General features: G+C 67.1%; 16 protein-coding genes. 11 read left to right on the forward strand and 5 right to left on the reverse strand.

From position 1 onward, the window contains the following. Nucleotides 1-19 precede the first annotated feature (19 nt). The gene (locus NMQ09_RS16125) at nt 20-1,084 is read right to left on the reverse strand and encodes a quinone-dependent dihydroorotate dehydrogenase (RefSeq protein ID WP_255191608.1); all 1,065 of its coding nucleotides are present in this window, start codon (nt 1,082-1,084) and stop codon (nt 20-22) included. 67 nt (nt 1,085-1,151) lie between these two features. After that, nucleotides 1,152-1,517, reverse strand: a complete 366-nt coding sequence (locus NMQ09_RS16130) for a (2Fe-2S) ferredoxin domain-containing protein (protein WP_255191609.1) — start codon at nt 1,515-1,517, stop codon at nt 1,152-1,154. A 323-nt stretch (nt 1,518-1,840) separates the two neighbouring features. Here NMQ09_RS16130 and NMQ09_RS16135 point away from each other — a divergent pair, with 323 nt between their 5' ends. From NMQ09_RS16135 to NMQ09_RS16185, 11 genes are all read left to right on the forward strand, one after another. After that, nucleotides 1,841-2,866 (forward strand): monovalent cation/H+ antiporter subunit E, encoded by a 1,026-nt coding sequence (locus tag NMQ09_RS16135; RefSeq protein ID WP_255191610.1) that lies wholly within the window; start codon nt 1,841-1,843, stop codon nt 2,864-2,866. Further along, entirely contained in the window at nt 2,863-3,144 is a 282-nt protein-coding gene (locus tag NMQ09_RS16140; protein ID WP_255191611.1) for a cation:proton antiporter, read from the forward strand. The genes NMQ09_RS16135 and NMQ09_RS16140 overlap by 4 nt, the downstream gene beginning before the upstream one ends. Continuing rightward, nucleotides 3,141-3,473 (forward strand): monovalent cation/H(+) antiporter subunit G, encoded by a 333-nt coding sequence (mnhG, locus tag NMQ09_RS16145; RefSeq protein ID WP_255191612.1) that lies wholly within the window; start codon nt 3,141-3,143, stop codon nt 3,471-3,473. The genes NMQ09_RS16140 and mnhG overlap by 4 nt, the downstream gene beginning before the upstream one ends. Beyond that, a complete protein-coding gene (locus NMQ09_RS16150; protein WP_255191613.1) occupies nt 3,470-4,009 on the forward strand; it encodes a DUF4040 domain-containing protein in 540 nt (179 codons plus the stop codon). The genes mnhG and NMQ09_RS16150 overlap by 4 nt, the downstream gene beginning before the upstream one ends. Further along, nucleotides 4,009-4,494, forward strand: a complete 486-nt coding sequence (locus NMQ09_RS16155; RefSeq protein ID WP_255191614.1) for an MnhB domain-containing protein — start codon at nt 4,009-4,011, stop codon at nt 4,492-4,494. The genes NMQ09_RS16150 and NMQ09_RS16155 overlap by 1 nt, the downstream gene beginning before the upstream one ends. Continuing rightward, nucleotides 4,491-4,862 carry a cation:proton antiporter subunit C gene (locus NMQ09_RS16160; protein WP_255191615.1) on the forward strand — a complete coding sequence of 124 codons (372 nt, stop codon included), beginning with the start codon at nt 4,491-4,493 and terminating at the stop codon, nt 4,860-4,862. Before NMQ09_RS16155 ends, NMQ09_RS16160 begins: the two co-directional genes overlap by 4 nt. Beyond that, the gene (locus tag NMQ09_RS16165; protein ID WP_255191616.1) at nt 4,855-6,375 is read left to right on the forward strand and encodes a proton-conducting transporter transmembrane domain-containing protein; all 1,521 of its coding nucleotides are present in this window, start codon (nt 4,855-4,857) and stop codon (nt 6,373-6,375) included. Before NMQ09_RS16160 ends, NMQ09_RS16165 begins: the two co-directional genes overlap by 8 nt. Further along, the gene (locus NMQ09_RS16170; RefSeq protein ID WP_255191617.1) at nt 6,368-8,200 is read left to right on the forward strand and encodes a proton-conducting transporter transmembrane domain-containing protein; all 1,833 of its coding nucleotides are present in this window, start codon (nt 6,368-6,370) and stop codon (nt 8,198-8,200) included. Before NMQ09_RS16165 ends, NMQ09_RS16170 begins: the two co-directional genes overlap by 8 nt. Beyond that, nucleotides 8,197-10,029 (forward strand): Na(+)/H(+) antiporter subunit D, encoded by a 1,833-nt coding sequence (locus NMQ09_RS16175; RefSeq protein WP_255191618.1) that lies wholly within the window; start codon nt 8,197-8,199, stop codon nt 10,027-10,029. Before NMQ09_RS16170 ends, NMQ09_RS16175 begins: the two co-directional genes overlap by 4 nt. 207 nt (nt 10,030-10,236) lie before the next feature. After that, a complete protein-coding gene (locus NMQ09_RS16180) occupies nt 10,237-11,361 on the forward strand; it encodes a tyrosine-type recombinase/integrase (RefSeq protein WP_255191619.1) in 1,125 nt (374 codons plus the stop codon). Between the two features lie 61 nt (nt 11,362-11,422). After that, nucleotides 11,423-12,670 (forward strand): outer membrane lipoprotein-sorting protein, encoded by a 1,248-nt coding sequence (locus tag NMQ09_RS16185; protein ID WP_255191620.1) that lies wholly within the window; start codon nt 11,423-11,425, stop codon nt 12,668-12,670. On the opposite strand, the gene NMQ09_RS16190 is transcribed toward NMQ09_RS16185, so the two are convergent. From NMQ09_RS16190 to NMQ09_RS16200, 3 genes are all read right to left on the reverse strand, one after another. Further along, nucleotides 12,662-13,738: a DUF354 domain-containing protein gene (locus NMQ09_RS16190; protein WP_255191621.1), complete on the reverse strand. Its 1,077-nt coding sequence runs from the start codon at nt 13,736-13,738 to the stop codon at nt 12,662-12,664. The two genes, NMQ09_RS16185 and NMQ09_RS16190, sit on opposite strands and share 9 nt — an antisense overlap. Further along, nucleotides 13,735-14,859, reverse strand: coding sequence for a glycosyltransferase (locus NMQ09_RS16195; protein ID WP_255191622.1), 1,125 nt, complete (start codon nt 14,857-14,859; stop codon nt 13,735-13,737). The genes NMQ09_RS16190 and NMQ09_RS16195 overlap by 4 nt, the downstream gene beginning before the upstream one ends. Before the next feature lie 486 nt (nt 14,860-15,345). Then, nucleotides 15,346-16,449, reverse strand: a complete 1,104-nt coding sequence (locus NMQ09_RS16200) for an Mrp/NBP35 family ATP-binding protein (RefSeq protein ID WP_255191623.1) — start codon at nt 16,447-16,449, stop codon at nt 15,346-15,348. Nucleotides 16,450-16,563: the final 114 nt, after the last annotated feature.

The raw sequence follows: 16,563 nt of genomic DNA on the forward strand, positions 1-16,563 counted from the left end.
CGGGTTCTGCGAACGGATCCTACTCGAGGTCCGCGCCGACGGCCTCCTCGATCGAGGCGAAGCCGTCACGCCGGAGCAGGGTGAGGAGTCCCCGGTTGAGCTCCCGGGCCGTCGACGGACCGTTGTAGACGAAGCCGGTGTAAAGCTGGACGAGCGAGGCTCCCGCGCGGATCTTCTCGTAGGCACTTTCGGCGGAGTCGACCCCGCCGACGCCGATAATCGGCAGGTCGGTGTAGGAAGCGAGCGCCCGGACGACCTCAGTCGAGCGATCCTCGAGCGGTTTGCCGCTCAGGCCGCCCCACTCCTTCCGGTTTGGCGAGCGAAGCCCTTCACGGGTCGTCGTCGTGTTGGTCGCGACGATGCCATCGAGGTCGAACGCTTCGACGATGTCGACGAGGTCCTGCAGCGACTGGGTGGGCGAGTCCGGACCGACCTTCACGAGCATCGGGACGCCCGCGTCGTTCTCGGCCTCGAGCGTCTCGAAGATCGCGGCGAGGTGCTCGGGCGAGTCCTCCTCGAACTCGTCGGGCGTGTTCGGACAGGAGACGTTGACGACGACGTAGTCGGCGAACGGCGAAAGTCGGTCGAACACCCGACGGTAGTCTTCGAGCGCCTCCTGCTCGTTCGAGGTGTTCATCTTGCCGACGTTGACGCCGATCGGAACGTCTGGCGTGCCTTCTGCCTCGAGTCGGGCTTTGACGCGTTCCATCCCCTGGCCATTGAAGCCCATCCGGTTGACCATCGCCTCGTCTTCCCGGAGCCGGAAGAGCCGCGGCTTTTCGTTACCAGCCTGAGGATAGGGAGTGACGGTACCGACCTCGACGAAGCCGAAGCCGAGCGCGGCGAGCCCGTGGGTCACCTCGGCGTTCTTGTCGAAGCCCGCGGCGACTCCGACCGGGTTCGGAAAGCGGGTGCCGAAGCGGTCGACCGCCAGTGCGGGATGGTCGTACCGGTAGGCGTACCGGAGTGCAGCCCGCGTCGGCCGTGTCGACCCCGCCGTCCGAAGCGCCCGCTTGCCCACGTTGTGGGCCGTTTCCGCGGGTAGCTTGAAGGCGAGGGGCCGAATCCTCGAGTAGAGCGTCATTGCCCGGCAGTCGGTGGCGGCGATACCTAAAAGGCTCGGGAGTGGGTCGTCGGACGAGGAGGGCGGATCAGTCGTCGGTCACGCGACCTGCGTCGGGTCCGAACTCCCGCTCGAGCAGTGCCGGGACGTCCTCGGGACGGACGCCGTTGTACCACCGATTCCGGGGCTGGATCGACATGGCCGCCCCGTCCTCGCTACAGAGGCCGAGACACGACGTGGTGCTCACGGAGACCGCCGTCCAGAACGCATCGCGCTCGCGCAGCCACGCTTTCACCGCGTCGACGGTTTCTTCACCGCCGGCAGCGCCACAGCAGGCGTGCGCCGAATCGCGGTCGGTCGTACAGACGAACACGTGTGCGTCGAGGCGTTCGCGGTGGTGCTCGGTCCGGTCGGTAGCGGTGCCGGAGGCGTCGGTGTGGGCGTGGCCCGTCATAAATCCTCATTGAGGTACTGAAAGCTGGGTTGTAAACGTTCGGATGTCGGCCGATGCTCGCCGTGGCAAGTCGATGGCCCGCTGACGGATACCACTTGAGCCAGAACAGGACGTTTGTCAACAATCTACGGCGATCGATTCGACGGTCGTTCGAAAACTGGACGTTGACGACGACCAGAGGTGGCGAAAGTTCACGAAATTTTCGTTCGAACCGGCGTCCAGACCGGTGGATAACGAAATAGTTTTCCTGTGGGTACCGCTTGACTCGACTAACAGAGCCAGAGTTATGTCCATCAAACACCGGTCACCAGGAGGTGACACCCGTGGCGGATAAGCGACTGCTCGTGCCGCTGTCGGAGTCGGTGACGGTTCGCCAGACCGTCGGCTACGCGGTCCGGACGGCGATGTCGGAGTCGGCCGAACTCCACTTCGTCGTCGCCGTGCCGTACGACGGAGACGTCCCGGGAGGACAACGGGACGTCGAAGGCGGCCGTCGACTGCTCGAACGAGCCCTCGCGTGGGCGAACGAGGACGCAGACGGCTCCTGTCCTCCGATCGAGACCGCGATGCTCGGGAGAGACGAGTTATTGTTCGGCCCCCGTGACTACGCCCAGGCGTTCGCCGCCTACGCCGAGGACTACGACGTCGACCGCGTGATCCTCGACCCGGAGTTCCAGCCCGGCGTAACGGCCCCGATGCTTCAGCCACTCGAGCGCGAACTCGAGGCCGTCTCCCTCGAGTACGAGGAGGCGCGGGTCGAACGGCCGGCGAGACATGAACGGCTGGTCGGGACCGGAAGCGTCGATCGGTACGTCGCGACGTTCGGTATCTCGTTGGTCTTCTATCTGATCCTCGGCGATCCGACCTACTGGTTCGATCTCGTCACCGGTGTGATCGTCGCGACGATCGTGTCGCTGACGCTCGCACAGGTGACGTTTACGGTTCCACCACAGAAGCTCCAGTCGCCGCTTCGGGTCATCAGGTTCTCGCTGTACGTCCCCTACCTCGTCTTCGAGATCGTGAAGGCCAATCTCGCGATTTCGCTCGTCATCCTCCATCCACGGATGCCGATCGACCCGAAGATGACGCGGGTGAACGCCCGGGTTCGGAGCGGGCTGCCGCTGCTCGCGCTCGCGAACAGCATCACGCTGACGCCCGGGACGCTGACGGTTCGGGCCAACGACCAGCGGCTGGTCGTCCACACGCTCATTGCGTCCGCTCGAGAGGATCTCTTCGAGGGGAGCTTAGAGCGGGCGATCCGATTCGTCTTCTACGGCCGCGAGGCCGCGGCGACGGCGACGCCGCGCGAGCGCGGTGACACCGAGATCATCGGGGGTGAGGAGTCGTGACCGCCGACCTGATCAACGAGATCTTCATCGGAGCGGCGGCGCTGTTCGTCGTCCTCGCAATCTTGATGTTCTACCGCGCGGTGAAGGGTCCGACCACGCAGGATCGACTACTGGCGGTGAACGTCCTCGGGACGAACACCGTCGTCATCCTGGCGCTGCTGGCGGCGGGGCTCGATCAGCCCTGGTTCCTTGACATCGCGTTGATCTACGCCCTGCTCAACTTCCTGGTGGCCGTGGCCGTCTCGAAGTTCACGGTCGAGCGAGGTGGGGTGCTGTGATCGAGCAGGTTCGGTTCTGGGCGATCGTCGTGCTCGTCGCCTTCGGACTGTTCTTTACGTTCGTCTCGGCGGTGGGCGTCATCCGCCTGCCGGACGTCTATGCCCGGGCGCACACGGCCTCCCAGACGGACACGCTCGGGGCGGGACTCGCCCTCGGCGCCGTCGCGCTGGCGCTCGGCTGGCAGCACGCGACGATCTACACTGTGTTATTGTTGTTCTTCGTGTTCATCACGAACCCGACGGCGGCCCACGCCATCGCGCGTTCGGCCGCCGAGTCGGGCATCGAACCGTTGACGAGCGACGACTTAGAGGAGGGTGAGCGACGATGAGTGCAGTCGCCTACACGCTCGTGACCTTCATCTTACTGACGGCGGTGGCGACGGCACTGTTCCGCGACGTGCTGTCGGCGATCGTCGTCTTCGGCGCCTACAGCCTGGGGATGGCGATTCTGTACACCTACTTGCTCGCCCCCGACGTCGCGATGACCGAGGCGGCGATCAGCGCGGGCGTGACGACGATCCTGTTGCTGTTGACGCTCGCCCGGACGTCCCGGCCGTCGACCGACCGGATCTTCGAGCGGATCAACGTCCCCGCCGTGCTCGTCGTCGGCGCGTTCTTCGTCGTACTGCTGACCCAGGTGCTGCCGGCGATGGAGGCCGTCGGCGACCCCGAGGCGATCGCGTGGGCGAACCCCGAGGTCACCCAGTACTACATCGAGAACACCTACGCGGACACCGGCGTCCAGAACGCCGTCAGCGCCGTGCTGGCGGCCTACCGTGGCTTCGACACCTTCGGCGAGGCGGTCGTCGTCTTCGCGGCCGGGATCGCCGTCTTGCTCGTGCTCAAACGGGAGGTGTTCGCCTGATGGCAGACGGACGGGGAGACACCTACTCCGAGAGTCAGGTGATCCTGACCGCCGTACAGATCATCGCCCCCTTTACGCTCACCTACGGGCTGTTCATGGCCTTCCACGGCGCGGACACCCCTGGCGGGAGCTTCCAGGGCGGCGCGATCATCGGCGTCACGGTCCTGATGCTCGCCTTTGCCTTCGGCATCGAGCCCACCCGCCAGTGGCTCAGCAACACGGTCCTCGTGACGCTCGTCACCGGCGGCGTCGCCATCTTCGTCGGCGTCGGCTTCGCCGCGATGGCGCTCGGCGGGAACTTCCTCGAGTACGACGTGTTCTACGAACTCTTCGGTCTCAGACAGAAGTGGGGTATGGAAGCGATCGAAGTCGGCGGCATCGCGCTGATCGTCTCGGGCGTGGTCATCACGCTCTTTTTCGCGACGGCGGCGGGCTTCACGCCGACGCGAACCGACGGCTCCGGACGCGGAGGTGACGACGAATGATCGAGATCCTCGCCAGTCGCTACGCGTACGCGCTGATGTTCGCCCTGCTCGCAATCGGACTGTACATGATGATCGCCAACGAGAACCTCGTGAAGAAGCTGATCGGCGTCAACTTATTCCAGACGGCGATCTTCCTCTTCTTCGTCGCCGTGGCGTACGTCGAAGGGGGCTCCGCCCCGATCGTCGAGGCGGACCCCGACGCGGGTGCACAGCTGGTCGCCAGCCCGCTCCCGCACGTCATCGTGCTGACCGCCATCGTCGTCGGGGTCGCGCTGACGGCTGTCGGCCTCGCGCTCGTCGTCCGCATCTACAGCGAGTACGGCACGCTTCGCGAGGACACTCTCAGGGAGGTGCGTTCCGATGAGTAACGTCGAACTCCTCCCTGCCCTGTTGGTCGTCGTTCCGATCCTCGCGGCAGCGGTGCCGATCGCTCTCGGGCTCAAAGTCGACCGCAACGGCTGGTCGGTGGCCGCGATCACCTGCACGGCACTGTTCGCGGGCGCGGCCTACCTCGCCGCGGTCGTCTACGGCTACCTCGGCGACGGCGGCCGCGTCGTCCACTCGCTCGGCGGCTACGACCGCCAGTACGGGATCGAACTCGTCGCCGACGAGCTGTCGGCGATGATCGTCCTGCTCGTCGCCGCCACGTCGGCGGGCGTCCTCGCGTTCACGCGCGTGGGCGGCCCGCGCGGGAACACGTTCTACAGCGGCTGGCTGTTGCTGACCGGCGGCTTACTCGGCCTCTCGATGACCGGCGACGTGTTCAACATGTTCGTCTTCCTCGAGATCGTCGGGCTTGGCACGTACGCCCTGATCTCGAGCGGTGACGGCCCCGAGTCCGCGGTCGCGGCGCTGAAGTATCTCATCCTCGGGACCGTCGGCGCGTCGATCTACCTGATCGGCGTGGGCTTCCTGTTCATGGCGACGGGGACGCTCAACATGATCGAGCTCTCGACGGCCATCCCCGAGACGGCGGGCTACGACCACACGCTCGTGCGCGCCGCGTTCGCGTTCATCTTCGTCGGCTTCGCAATCAAGGTGGCCCAGTGGCCGCTGCACACGTGGCAGCCCGACGCCTACCAGCACGCCCCTGACGGTGTGACGCCGCTGATCGCGGCGCTCGTCTCGACGGTGTCGGCGTACGCCCTCGCGCGGCTCATGTACACCGTCTTCACGCCCGAGTTCCTCCAGGTTACGCCGTACGCGGCCGAGGTGGTCGTCACCGTCGGCGCGGTGAGCGTGCTCGCCGGGAGCACGCTGGCGGTCATCCAGCAGGACGTCAAACGGATGTTCGCCTACTCCTCTGTCGCCCAGTTCGGGCTGATCGTCGCCGCCTACGGGCTGGTCAACGAGACCGCGTTGATCGGTGCGATCGTCCACCTCGTCGGCCACGGCCTGATGAAGGCGGGGCTGTTCGTCGCCGCCGGGATCGTCGCCCTCGGCTACGGCGCCCGGACGGTCGACGAGTACGCCGGCCTCGCCCAGCACCGGCCAGTCGTCGCCGCGTCGACGGCCCTCTTGCTCATCGCACTGATCGGCATTCCGCCGTCGGTCGGCTTCGTCGGCAAGTGGTACATCGCCGTCGGCGCCGTCGAGGCCCAGGTCTGGCCCGTCGCCGCGGTGATCTTCCTCTCGACGATGCTGACGCTCGCGTACTCCGCGCGGCTGCTCGAGAAGATGTACTTCACGCCAGCGGCGCCCGCCGAGGCGCCGCATGCGGCCGGCGTCGCGACGGACGGGAACGGACTGTCTCGCGTCACGATCGGGATGCTCGTCCTGGTCGTCGCCGCCGCACTGATCGCCGTCGCCCTCGGCTTCGCGGGCGACCTGTTCTTCGAGTTGCTCGAGCCGTTCGTCGAGGAGGTGTTCACCGATGTCTGAAATCGTATTCGACCCGCGCCCGCTCGCCGCCGTCCTGGTGTCTGCGGTCGCGGTCTTCCTGATCGTCGCGTCGTATCGCCACCCGAACGTCCGCGAGGGATGGTCCGTCCTCGCCGCGCTCGCGAAGTTCGGAATCGTCGCGAGCATGCTGCCCGGCGTGATGGACGGCACCGTCTACGTCTGGAGCCTCGAGCAGGCGACCGGCCTCGAGTTCGTCGACGGCGTCGACTTCGCGCTCCGGGCGGACCCGCTCGGGATGCTCTTTGCGCTGCTCGCGAGCTTCCTGTGGATCTTCACGTCCTTCTACGCCGCGGGCTACATGCGCGGGCTCGACGAGCACGCCCAGACGCGATTCTTCGCGTCGTTCGCGGCCAGCCTCTCGACCGCCCTCGGCATCGCGTTCGCCGAGAACCTGCTGACGATCTTCATCTTCTACGAGCTGCTCTCGCTCGTGACCTACCCGCTGGTCGCCCACAACGAGGACGACGAGGCCCGCATCGCCGGCCGGAAGTACCTCTTTTACACCTTCTTCGGCGGCGGGGTCTTCCTGCTCGCGGGTACGGTGCTGACCTACTGGCTCACGGCCGGCGTCGGCCAGGCGACCCTCGAGTTCCAGGCCGGCGGCATGGACGCGCTGGCCGAGGCCGCGGGGGCCGATCCCGCCATCGCCCAGGCCGCCTTTTTCCTGCTCATCGCCGGCTTCGGGGTGAAAGCCGCGGTGATGCCGCTTCACTCCTGGCTGGCGGACGCGATGGTGGCGCCGACGCCGGTTTCGGGACTGCTCCACGCGGTGGCCGTCGTCAAGTCCGGAGCGTTCGGCGTCGCTCGAGTCATCCTCGACGTCTTCGGCCCCGACCTCATCCAGGATCTCCCGCTGTCGGTGCCCGGGGTCGGCGAGGTCGGCCTGAACGTCCCCGTGGCGGCGCTGGCGGCGTTCACCCTCGTGGCCGCGAGCGTCATCGCGCTCCGCAAGGACCACCTCAAGCGCCGGCTGGCGTACTCGACGACCGCGCAACTGAGCTACATCGTGCTGGCGCTGTCGATGCTGCACCCGGTCGCCATCCTCGGCGGCCTGTTGCACATCCCCGCCCACGCCTTCGGCAAGCTCACCCTCTTTTTCTGTGCGGGAGCGGTCCACGTCGAGACCCACACCGACTACGTCAGCGAGATGGCCGGCATCGGCAAGCGGATGCCACTGGTCATGAGCGCCTTTGCGATCGGTTCGGCCGGGATGGCCGGCATCCCGCTGGCCGCCGGCTTCGTCAGCAAGTTCTACATCATGATCGGCGCGATGAGCGCCGACTACACGATCTTCGCGCTCGCGCTCGTCGTCTCCGGCGTCCTCAACATCGCCTACCTCTGGCCGGTCGTCTACACCGCCTTCTTCGAGAGCGAGGACCGCCACGACGCGAAACCTCTACTCGAGTTCCCGCCGGGCGGAAAGCGAGAGTCCTACGGCGTGCTCGAGGGCGAGGTCGCAACGGACGGGGGGAACGAATCGGGAGCGGCCGACGACGAGCCGGAGGATGGACTGGCCGTCGACGAGCATCCGAGCGACGCCGACGTCCCGTTCGGCGCGCCCGTCGAGAGTGACCACGGGCACGACGACCACCACGACGGTCACGATCACCACCACGGCGGCGCGCCGATGGGCGGCTGGGACCGTCGCTCACCGCTGACCGAGAGCACGTGGCTCATGCTCATGCCCATCTCGGTGATCGCCACCGGGGCGGTCGTGCTCGGGGTCGTCCCCGACTACGCCGTCTTCCTCGAACTCGCCGACTACATCGTCGAAGTCGTCACCGGCACGGGGGTGATCGCATGAGCGAACTCGAGGCGCTCACGATGGCGTACCCGCCGCTGATCGTCCTCGCGGCGGCGCTGCTCGTCGTCGTCCTGCCCCGACTCGTTGGCTTTACCCTCGGAACCCTGAGCCTGGTCGCCGTGATGGCGCTGGCCGTGCTCACCCCGCAGGGCGAGTACGGCGGCGGCACCTTCCTCGGTTTCGAGGTCCAGGCGTACGTCGTCGACGACTTCAGCGTCCTCGTGGCGCTCGGACTGGGCTTCCTCGGCGCGCTCGCCGTAGTCTACGCCTACTCGAGCGACGGGAGCCGGGTGATGACGGCGTTCGCGCTCTCCTACGTCGCCAGTGCGCTCGCCGTAATCTTCGCCGGCGACTGGCTCACGATGGTGTTCGCCTGGGAAGTGATGGCGATCACCTCGACGCTTTTGGTCTGGCACCACGGCGGCGACGCCGTCCGGGCGGGCTACCGCTACGCGCTGGCCCACGGCATCGGCGGGAGCCTGATGCTGTTGGCGGTCGTCACCCACTACGTCCAGACCGACTCGTTCCTCTACGGCGTCGGCGCGGACGGCATCGCGACGGGCCTGCCCGCCGTCCTCGCGGCGCTCGGCATCGGCGTCAACGTCGCGTTCATCGGGCTGCACACCTGGCTGCCCGACACCTACCCGACGCCCCACATCGCCGCCTCGGTGTTCCTGGCGGCGACGACGACCAAGACCAGCGCCCTGATCCTCTTCCGGGCGTTCCCCGAGGGACACCTCTACCTGGCGTACATGGGTGGACTCATGTCGATCTGGGGGGCTGGCTTCGCGCTGCTCCAGCACGACATGCGGGCGCTGCTCTCCTATCACATCCAGGCCCAGCTTGGCTACATGGTCGCCGGCATCGGCATCGGCTCGGCGATCGGGATCGCCGGCGCGATGGGCCACCTGTTCAACAACGTGCTGTACAAGAGCCTGCTGTTCATGGCCGTCGGGGTCGTCATCTACCGAACCGGCGAGAACGACCTCTACAAGCTCGGCGGGCTCTGGCGGGTGATGCCGCTGACGGCGATCGCGTTCGCCCTCGGGGCGCTGTCGATTACCGCCGTCCCCGGCTTCAACGGCTTCATCAGCAAGGGGATGGTGCTCGACGCGGCCAACCCCGACTACTACGGCGGCCCCGAGTACCAGGCGCTGTACTGGCTGCTCTTTATCGGCGCGATCGGCACCTTCCTCTCGTTCATCAAGCTCGGCTACTACGTGTTCTTACACGGGCCGTCGGAGTACGAGGTCAGGGACGCGAAGACGGGCCAGAACGTCGCCATGTTCTCGATCGGCGGCGCCTGTGTCCTCCTCGGGCTGCCGGCGATCGGCTGGCCGGTGTTCACCGACCTGCTGCCGTTCGTCGACGGCGTCACCGTCACTCACGCGCCCGGCGACGAGAGCGGGCTGACCCCCTACAGCGCCGGCCACCTGACCGACGCCGTGATCTTGATCGTCGTCTCCGTCGTCGGCTTCAAACTCATCCGCAAGCCGCTGTCGAAACTCGACCTCGGCGATCCGACGACGATCGTCAACCCGGCGTCGTTCTCTCTCGGACGCGGGACGATGCTCGCGGTTACCGAGACCTACCGCGCCGTCGACGCGGCCGCGGTCGGCTTCGTCCGGACCTGCTACTGGGTCGGGAACAACCCGGCGCTCGCGGTCGACCGCGTCGCCAGCAAGGTCCCTGGTGGATTCGGTCCCAACCAGAACCGCCGCGCCGCCAACGGCGGCCGGCCGTCGACGCTGCACCTACGCGCGACCATCGGGCTCACCGTGCTCCTGATCACGCTCGTCCTGACGGTCGTGCTCTGGCTGCTCGTCTGATCGCCGGATCGACGTCGTTTCGGACGGCATCGACGTCGACCGGCGATCGGTCGAAAGGCAGTTTTACGAGGCTGGAACTCCTCCCACACGGTCGATGAGAGACGACGGCCGATCCGGACGGAACCGCTCCTGGATCGCGATCGGCGCGTCTGCCAACCCCACGAGGCGCCGGTCGACACCCGCCGACGGTGGCGAGGTGGTCGACCCGTGACCGGGATCTGCGTCGGAGACGCGATCGACGTCTACCTCGAGCGCAAGGCCGTCGGCGACCCCGACGGCCCCGGCGCCGGAGCGTACGCCGCCAACGCCGAGTCGATCCTCCGCCGGTGGGCGACCTGGCTCGAGGCCGAACACGGCGTCAGCTCGCTGTACGCCCTCGAGGGCGAGCACATGCGGACGTACGCGGAGGCGCTCGGGGAGCGAACGGCCCGTGGCGAGTACGCGCCGTCGACCGCGAGAACCTACTTCGCCGTCGTCCGGGCGTTTCTCTCCTGGTGCGTTCGTGGGGGCATCCTCGAGGCGAACCCGGCTACGACCGGGGACGCCGAGGCGGGACTCCCGGCCGAAAACGACGACGCCGGGAGCCAGTTCTGGACCGCCGAAGAGCGCCGAGCACTCGAGGGCTACGTTCGCGAGCGCTCGCTCGCGGCCGCCGACGCCGACCGCCGCGAGCGGGTCCGCCGGCTGCGCGAGTACGCGCTGGTCGCGACCCTCGCTCACGCCGGCGTGCGCGGCGCGGAGCTGTTTCGCGTCCCCGAGGACGAGCGACGCGACGGGGCGACCTGGGCCGACGTGGACTTCTACCGGGGGACGATCCGCGTCCTCGGGACGTCGGGTCGACTCGAGGACGTCCCGCTGCCGGCGGCCGCCCGAACGCCGCTGCGCCGGTACTGGATCGCCCTCGATCCGCCCGCGCCGGAGTGGCCACTGTTTCCCACCCACCACGCGCCGTCGATCGCGAGTCGCGTCCGATCGGTCCTGCGAACGCGCGGGCTCGAGGAGGCGGCGATCGAACGGCTGCTCGAGGAAGACACGGCGACCGACCTCGCTCGCGAGCGAGCGATCGCGCCCCCGGCGATCACGACCGAGGGAGCGCGATCGATCCTGCGACGGCTCTGTGCAGACGCCGGCGTCGACATCGACGGGGACTACCTCAAACCACGCGGCGCACGGCGAGCGCTCGACCAGGACAGGAGGACGGCCGCGACGAGTCCGCGAGCCCCGCCGCGGGAGGACTTCCTCGAGCGGTCGATCGCCATGACCGACCAGGACGCGCCGGCTCGAAACGACGGGTCGGCCGACTCCGAAACCGGCGACACGCGGGACGACTGAACGGACGACGACCAGTCCGTAACCCGTACCGTTTATCATCCGACGATCGAATGGCAAGAGCATGCGTCGTCGATCGTTCCTCGCGGCGGGGGTGACGGCCGCGTTCGCCGGCTGCGTCCAGCTCCCCCGCGAGGCACCGCCCTCGAGCGAGGAACTGGTACGGGACGCCCTCGAGACGCGTATCGGGTTGACCGACCTGCAAGGGCTGCGAACGGTGACGGTCGAAGAGCCATCAGCGACCGTCGAACGGACCGAACGGATCCTCCAGCGCCCGCCAGCGGAACGACGGCTCGAGGTGATTCAGTCGACCGACCCGGCAGTCCCGATGGGTACCGTCTCGGTCAGGAGCCGAACGGAGATGTGGGAGTTCGAGCCCGCCAGGGGCCGGGTAACGAACGTCAGTCACCCGAACCGGTTCATTGCCGACCGGACGCGAATCGTCCTCGAGTCCCTGCTCGAGGAGTACGACCTCGAGTACGAAGACACCGACACCGTCGGCGACCGGACGGCCCACGTCCTCCACGCGACGCCGACCGCGGACGAAGAGATGAGCCGGTCGATCAGCGTGCTCGTCGGCGACACGCAGTACGTCCTCCCCCTCGCGACCGACGAGGACGTGGACTTCGAAGAGGCGACCGTGACGCGAACGTTCTGGATCGACGACGAACACCGCTACCCCGTCAAGGAGCGAAACGTGGTCAGCGTCGACGACGACCTGCTCCACGGGATCACGTTCGCGCTTGACGAACTCGCCATCGACGAGGGGGTCGACGACGACGCGTTCACCTACCAGCCGCCCGACGGCGTCGAACTCGTCGAGCGCGGTATCGAGCCGGTGGGCATTTACGATTCCCTCGAGGAGGCCGCCACCGTCGTCCCGTACGACCTCCCGGAGCCGGACGTCCCGGAGCCGTACGAACTCGACCGGGTGACCGTGATCGAACGGGGTGAACACACTATCGCAACGAGCTGGTACGTCGACCCCGAGTTCACCGAACGGGAGCTGTACGTGGCCGTGGAGGAAGAACAGCGGTTCAACGAGGACGTCCTCGAAGAGGTCGACCTCGACGGCCACGAGGCCTACGTCCGCGACGGCAGCCTCGAGAGCGTCTTCTGGACCTGCGGGGAACTGAGCTACGAAGTCACGAGCCCGATGGACGACGAGCCGATCCTCGAGGTCGCCTCGTCGATCGGCTGTCCGGCAGCCCGACGGCGCACGTTCGAGTTGCCGGCTCGGTCCGCGTGGTCGTCCGTGGCGAGCGCAGGACAGCTATCGTCCGCGCCGAGCCGCTCCGAACGGTCACTGTGAGACCCGGGCCGGCTGTGGACGGGGCGGCGCGCTCCCCTCTCCCTGCGTGGTCAGCACGTCCGCGATGAACGCCGTCACGTCGATCTTCTCCGCGAGCATCCGATTCCGGCGGTCGCGCCAGGTCTCGGCCAGGTCCGGGTCGGAAACCCATTCGCTGACGATCTCGAGGCCTTCCTCCTCGTCGGGCGTCGACCGGAGGAGACCGTACGCCTCCTCGAGTTCGACGAAGTTGCTCATGTCAGCGTCGCCGGCGAACGACTGGATTCGAAGCGCGGGCGTGCCGAGGACGGCGGCCTCGGTCGACATCGTCCCCGAGTCGCCGGCGAAACAGTCGGCGTAGTACATCAGATCGTGGATCAGGTGGGCCGGCACCGGCAGGCGGTGGGGCTCGAGTGCCGGGGGGAGCTCCTGCGTGCTCGTGATGTACACCTCGCCGTGGTCGGCCAGGATGGAGACGAGTCGTTCTTTGCCCTCGGGGGAGAGGCCAGCCTGGCCGACGTCGTGAAGGGCGTCCCATTTACGAAATCGCACCACGGAGTAGCGCTCGTCCGGCTCGACGCCGTGGTTGCGCAGCCGGTTGGGCGAAGGGTCGAACCGGTCGGGGTGGAGGTAGGCGAGTTCCTGGTAGCCGTCGTAGCGGACGTGCTTTTCGCCGTAGGTCTCCTCGTAGCCACTCGGCGTACAGATCAGATGCGAGAACGGCGTCGTGATCCGGTGGGATTGGATTCCCTCGTTGTCGATGAAGACGACGCTGCGCGCGCCGACGAGCGGGGCGACGTGCGAGACGGCGACGCCACCGATGGCCGTCATCACGTCCGGGTCGATCGCCCGCGCGCGGCGCAACAGGCGGAGTTCGTAGGTCAACTGCACTCGCGCCAGCCCGAACAGCGAGTCCTGGGGCCCCGCCAGCACCTCGTGGTCGATGTCGTACTCCTCGAGCAACGGCACCGCGAGGTCGTTCTCACGCGCGAAGACGAACACCTCGTGGCCTCGTTGCTCGAGCAGGGAGATCGCGTGGCGGTAGAAGTGGACGTGTGCCGGGTGCTGGATGGTGACGACAACCCTCATTGGACGCTCACCACCAGGTCGTCGTTGGCCAGCCGGTCGAACGTCATCGCGAGCAACAGCGTAATCGACGAGAGCACCAGCAAGACGAGTGCCAGCAGGACGCCCGTTACGGGCTGGCTCGACTCTTCGTCGAGGGCGGCACCGAGTCCCGCCAGCGCCAGCGCGCCGCCGCCGACGCCGAGGGCGTACATGAGCGCCAGCGGATGGAAGTCGAGCAGGAGGTACCGCACGTACAGTCGGTGGACGAATCGACGAAGCAATAGCCACGAGAGATTGGGGACGAACGAGCGGTACTGGATGTGACTCCGCTCGTCGCCGTAGACCGCCGGCATCGAAACGTCGGCGACCCGGAACCCCTGCGTGTTGAGCGCCACCAGCAGGTCGTTCGAGAAGCCGTAGTCGGTGTAGAGGCCCTCGAGGTCGATTCGCTCGAGTGCCTCGAGCGAGATGGCCGTGTAGCCGTTCTGGGGATCCATCATCCGCCAGTAGCCACTCGAGATCTTCGTCAGGTACGAGAGCAGCAGGTTGCCGAACAGCCGCCAGGAGGACATCGCCGACCGGTCACGCCCGTAGAGGCGGTTTCCCTTCGCGTACTCGGCTCGACCCTCGACGAGGGGATCGAGCAGGCGATCGAGGTAGTCGGGGTCCATCTGCCCGTCGCCGGCCATGACGGCGGTGACGTCGATCCCGTCCTCGAGGGCGTGCTGGTAGCCGACCGTGATCGTCCCGCCGACGCCGCGGTTTCGCTCGTTCTGGATCGGCATGACGGTTCGTGCGTCGAGCCCGCCGTCGGCCACGGCTTCGTCCGGATCCTCGGCGACGGCGTCGTCGTCCGGCTCGAGCGCTTCGGGATCGTCGCGCCCGTCAGCAGTTGAGACGGTGTCTTCCACCGGGTCAGGTTTAGCTGCGGACGCCTGTCGAGCGTCGTCGTCGACGGCCACACGTGCCTCGTTCCGGCGGCGTGCGTGTCGGCGGATCTCGTCCCACGTGTCGTCGGTCGAGCAGTCGTCGATCGCGTAGATCCGATCGACGTACCCGGGTACGGTGTCGATCACCTCGCCGACGAACCCCTCCTCGTTATACGCCGGTATTACCACGGCGACGGTGTGTCCCTCGTACATGGTGGTCACCACGTATCGTCGGCAACGGCGCGCGTCCGAGCGTCCCACGACTGCGTCGTCGACGGCCGTATCGCGTTCTCGCTCATCTACCTCGGCCTGTCCGTCCCTCGCGTAATTGTTATTCCCGGCCTGTACGAACGTAGCCCAGAACTACAGCTATCTGCGGTTTCGAGCGGTCTCAGGGAGGCGACCGACGAAACCTGTACGAACGTGTCTCTCGCCTGCAACTGCTCGGTACAGTCCGCGCAAGTACGGTTCGGCGGTCACGAAAACGAGCGCTCGTCGTGCCGTGGCTCGGGCGGATCGGTAACCGGCCGGTACACGTCGCGCTAATCTCGACGTACTCGAGAACGTTTTCGGTCGGGGGGCCGGGAGGCGCCCCCTTCGGTTCGGTAGTCGGTTCCACTCGATCGGTACTCGGGCCGAACAGCACGACGGCGCGGCCGTACCACCGATCGTGTGACGTCAGCCCGTTCGAGTGACCGGCTACTCGGAATCGGCCGGGAACGGTTCGACGCCCGGTGCGTCGGGGTTGTTGGCAACTCGCTTGCGGTTTTCCTCACCGATTCGGTCGACGATCTGGGAAACGAGCGTCCGAACGTCTTCGACGACCGGACTGTCGTCGTCCTTGGCGACCGTCCCCTCGATGCCGTCGGCACCGAAGTCCGTGTGGACCGGGAGCTTCTCGAGCAGCGGGACGTCGTAGTCCTCGCTGATCGCGGTGGCGCCGTCGTGGCCGAACAGGTCGTGTCTGTCGCCACAGCTTGGACAGTGGAACGTGCTCATGTTCTCGACGACGCCCAGGACGGGCGTGTGGTGTTCCTGGAACATCCGGACGGCCTTTCGGGTGTCGTCGACGGACATCTCCTGGGGCGTCGTCACGACGACGGCGCCAGCGAGCGGCATCGTCTGCAGCAGGTTGAGCTGTGCGTCACCCGTCCCCGGCGGCAGGTCGACGATCAGGTAATCGAGGTAGCCCCACTCGACGCCCTCGAGGAACTTCATCATGAACTTGTTGACCATCGGCCCCCGAAGCATGGCCGGGTCGTCGCTCTCCTCGGTGAGAAAGCCCATGCTCATCACGCGGACGCCGTCGGAGACCGGCGGAACCAGCTGATCTTCGGCCGTGACGGCCGGCTCGCCCTCGAGCGGGAGGATTCGGGGGACGTTCGGGCCGTGGATGTCGGCGTCGAGGACGCCGACGCGCGCGCCCAGTTGGTCGAGCCCGGCGGCGAGGTTCGTGGCGACGGTCGTCTTGCCGACGCCACCTTTTCCGGAGGAGACGGCGACGACGTTCCGGACGGTCGGTAACACGTCGTCGTCGAAGCCGTGCTCGGCGCCGACGTGGGCGCGCAGGTCGGGCTCGAGGCCGGCTTCCGAGACGATCTCGCGGATCGCATCGCCCAGCTCCATCTCGGTCGGCGCGTACGGCGAGTTAAACGCCAGCGAGATAGACGCCGTCCCGTCTTCGATCGAGAGGTCGTTTACGAGTCCGAGCGAGACGATGTCGTCGTCGTTCAGGGGGTCCTCGACCGTCTCGAGTCGGGCCAAAAGTTCCGCTTCGGTAACGGTCTCCTCGGTGTCGCTCATGCTCGATATGCGGGCTCGTGGCGCCTTGGGTGTTTCGCGTCGGGATGGCCACTACGCTCACGAATCAGGTATTTTGACGGGGGGTGGACCTGGGCGAGGCGTGGCCGAGACGAA

The sequence above is a fragment of the Natronobeatus ordinarius genome (assembly GCF_024362485.1).
In the GTDB taxonomy this organism is placed as follows: Archaea; Halobacteriota; Halobacteria; order Halobacteriales; family Natrialbaceae; genus Natronobeatus; species Natronobeatus ordinarius.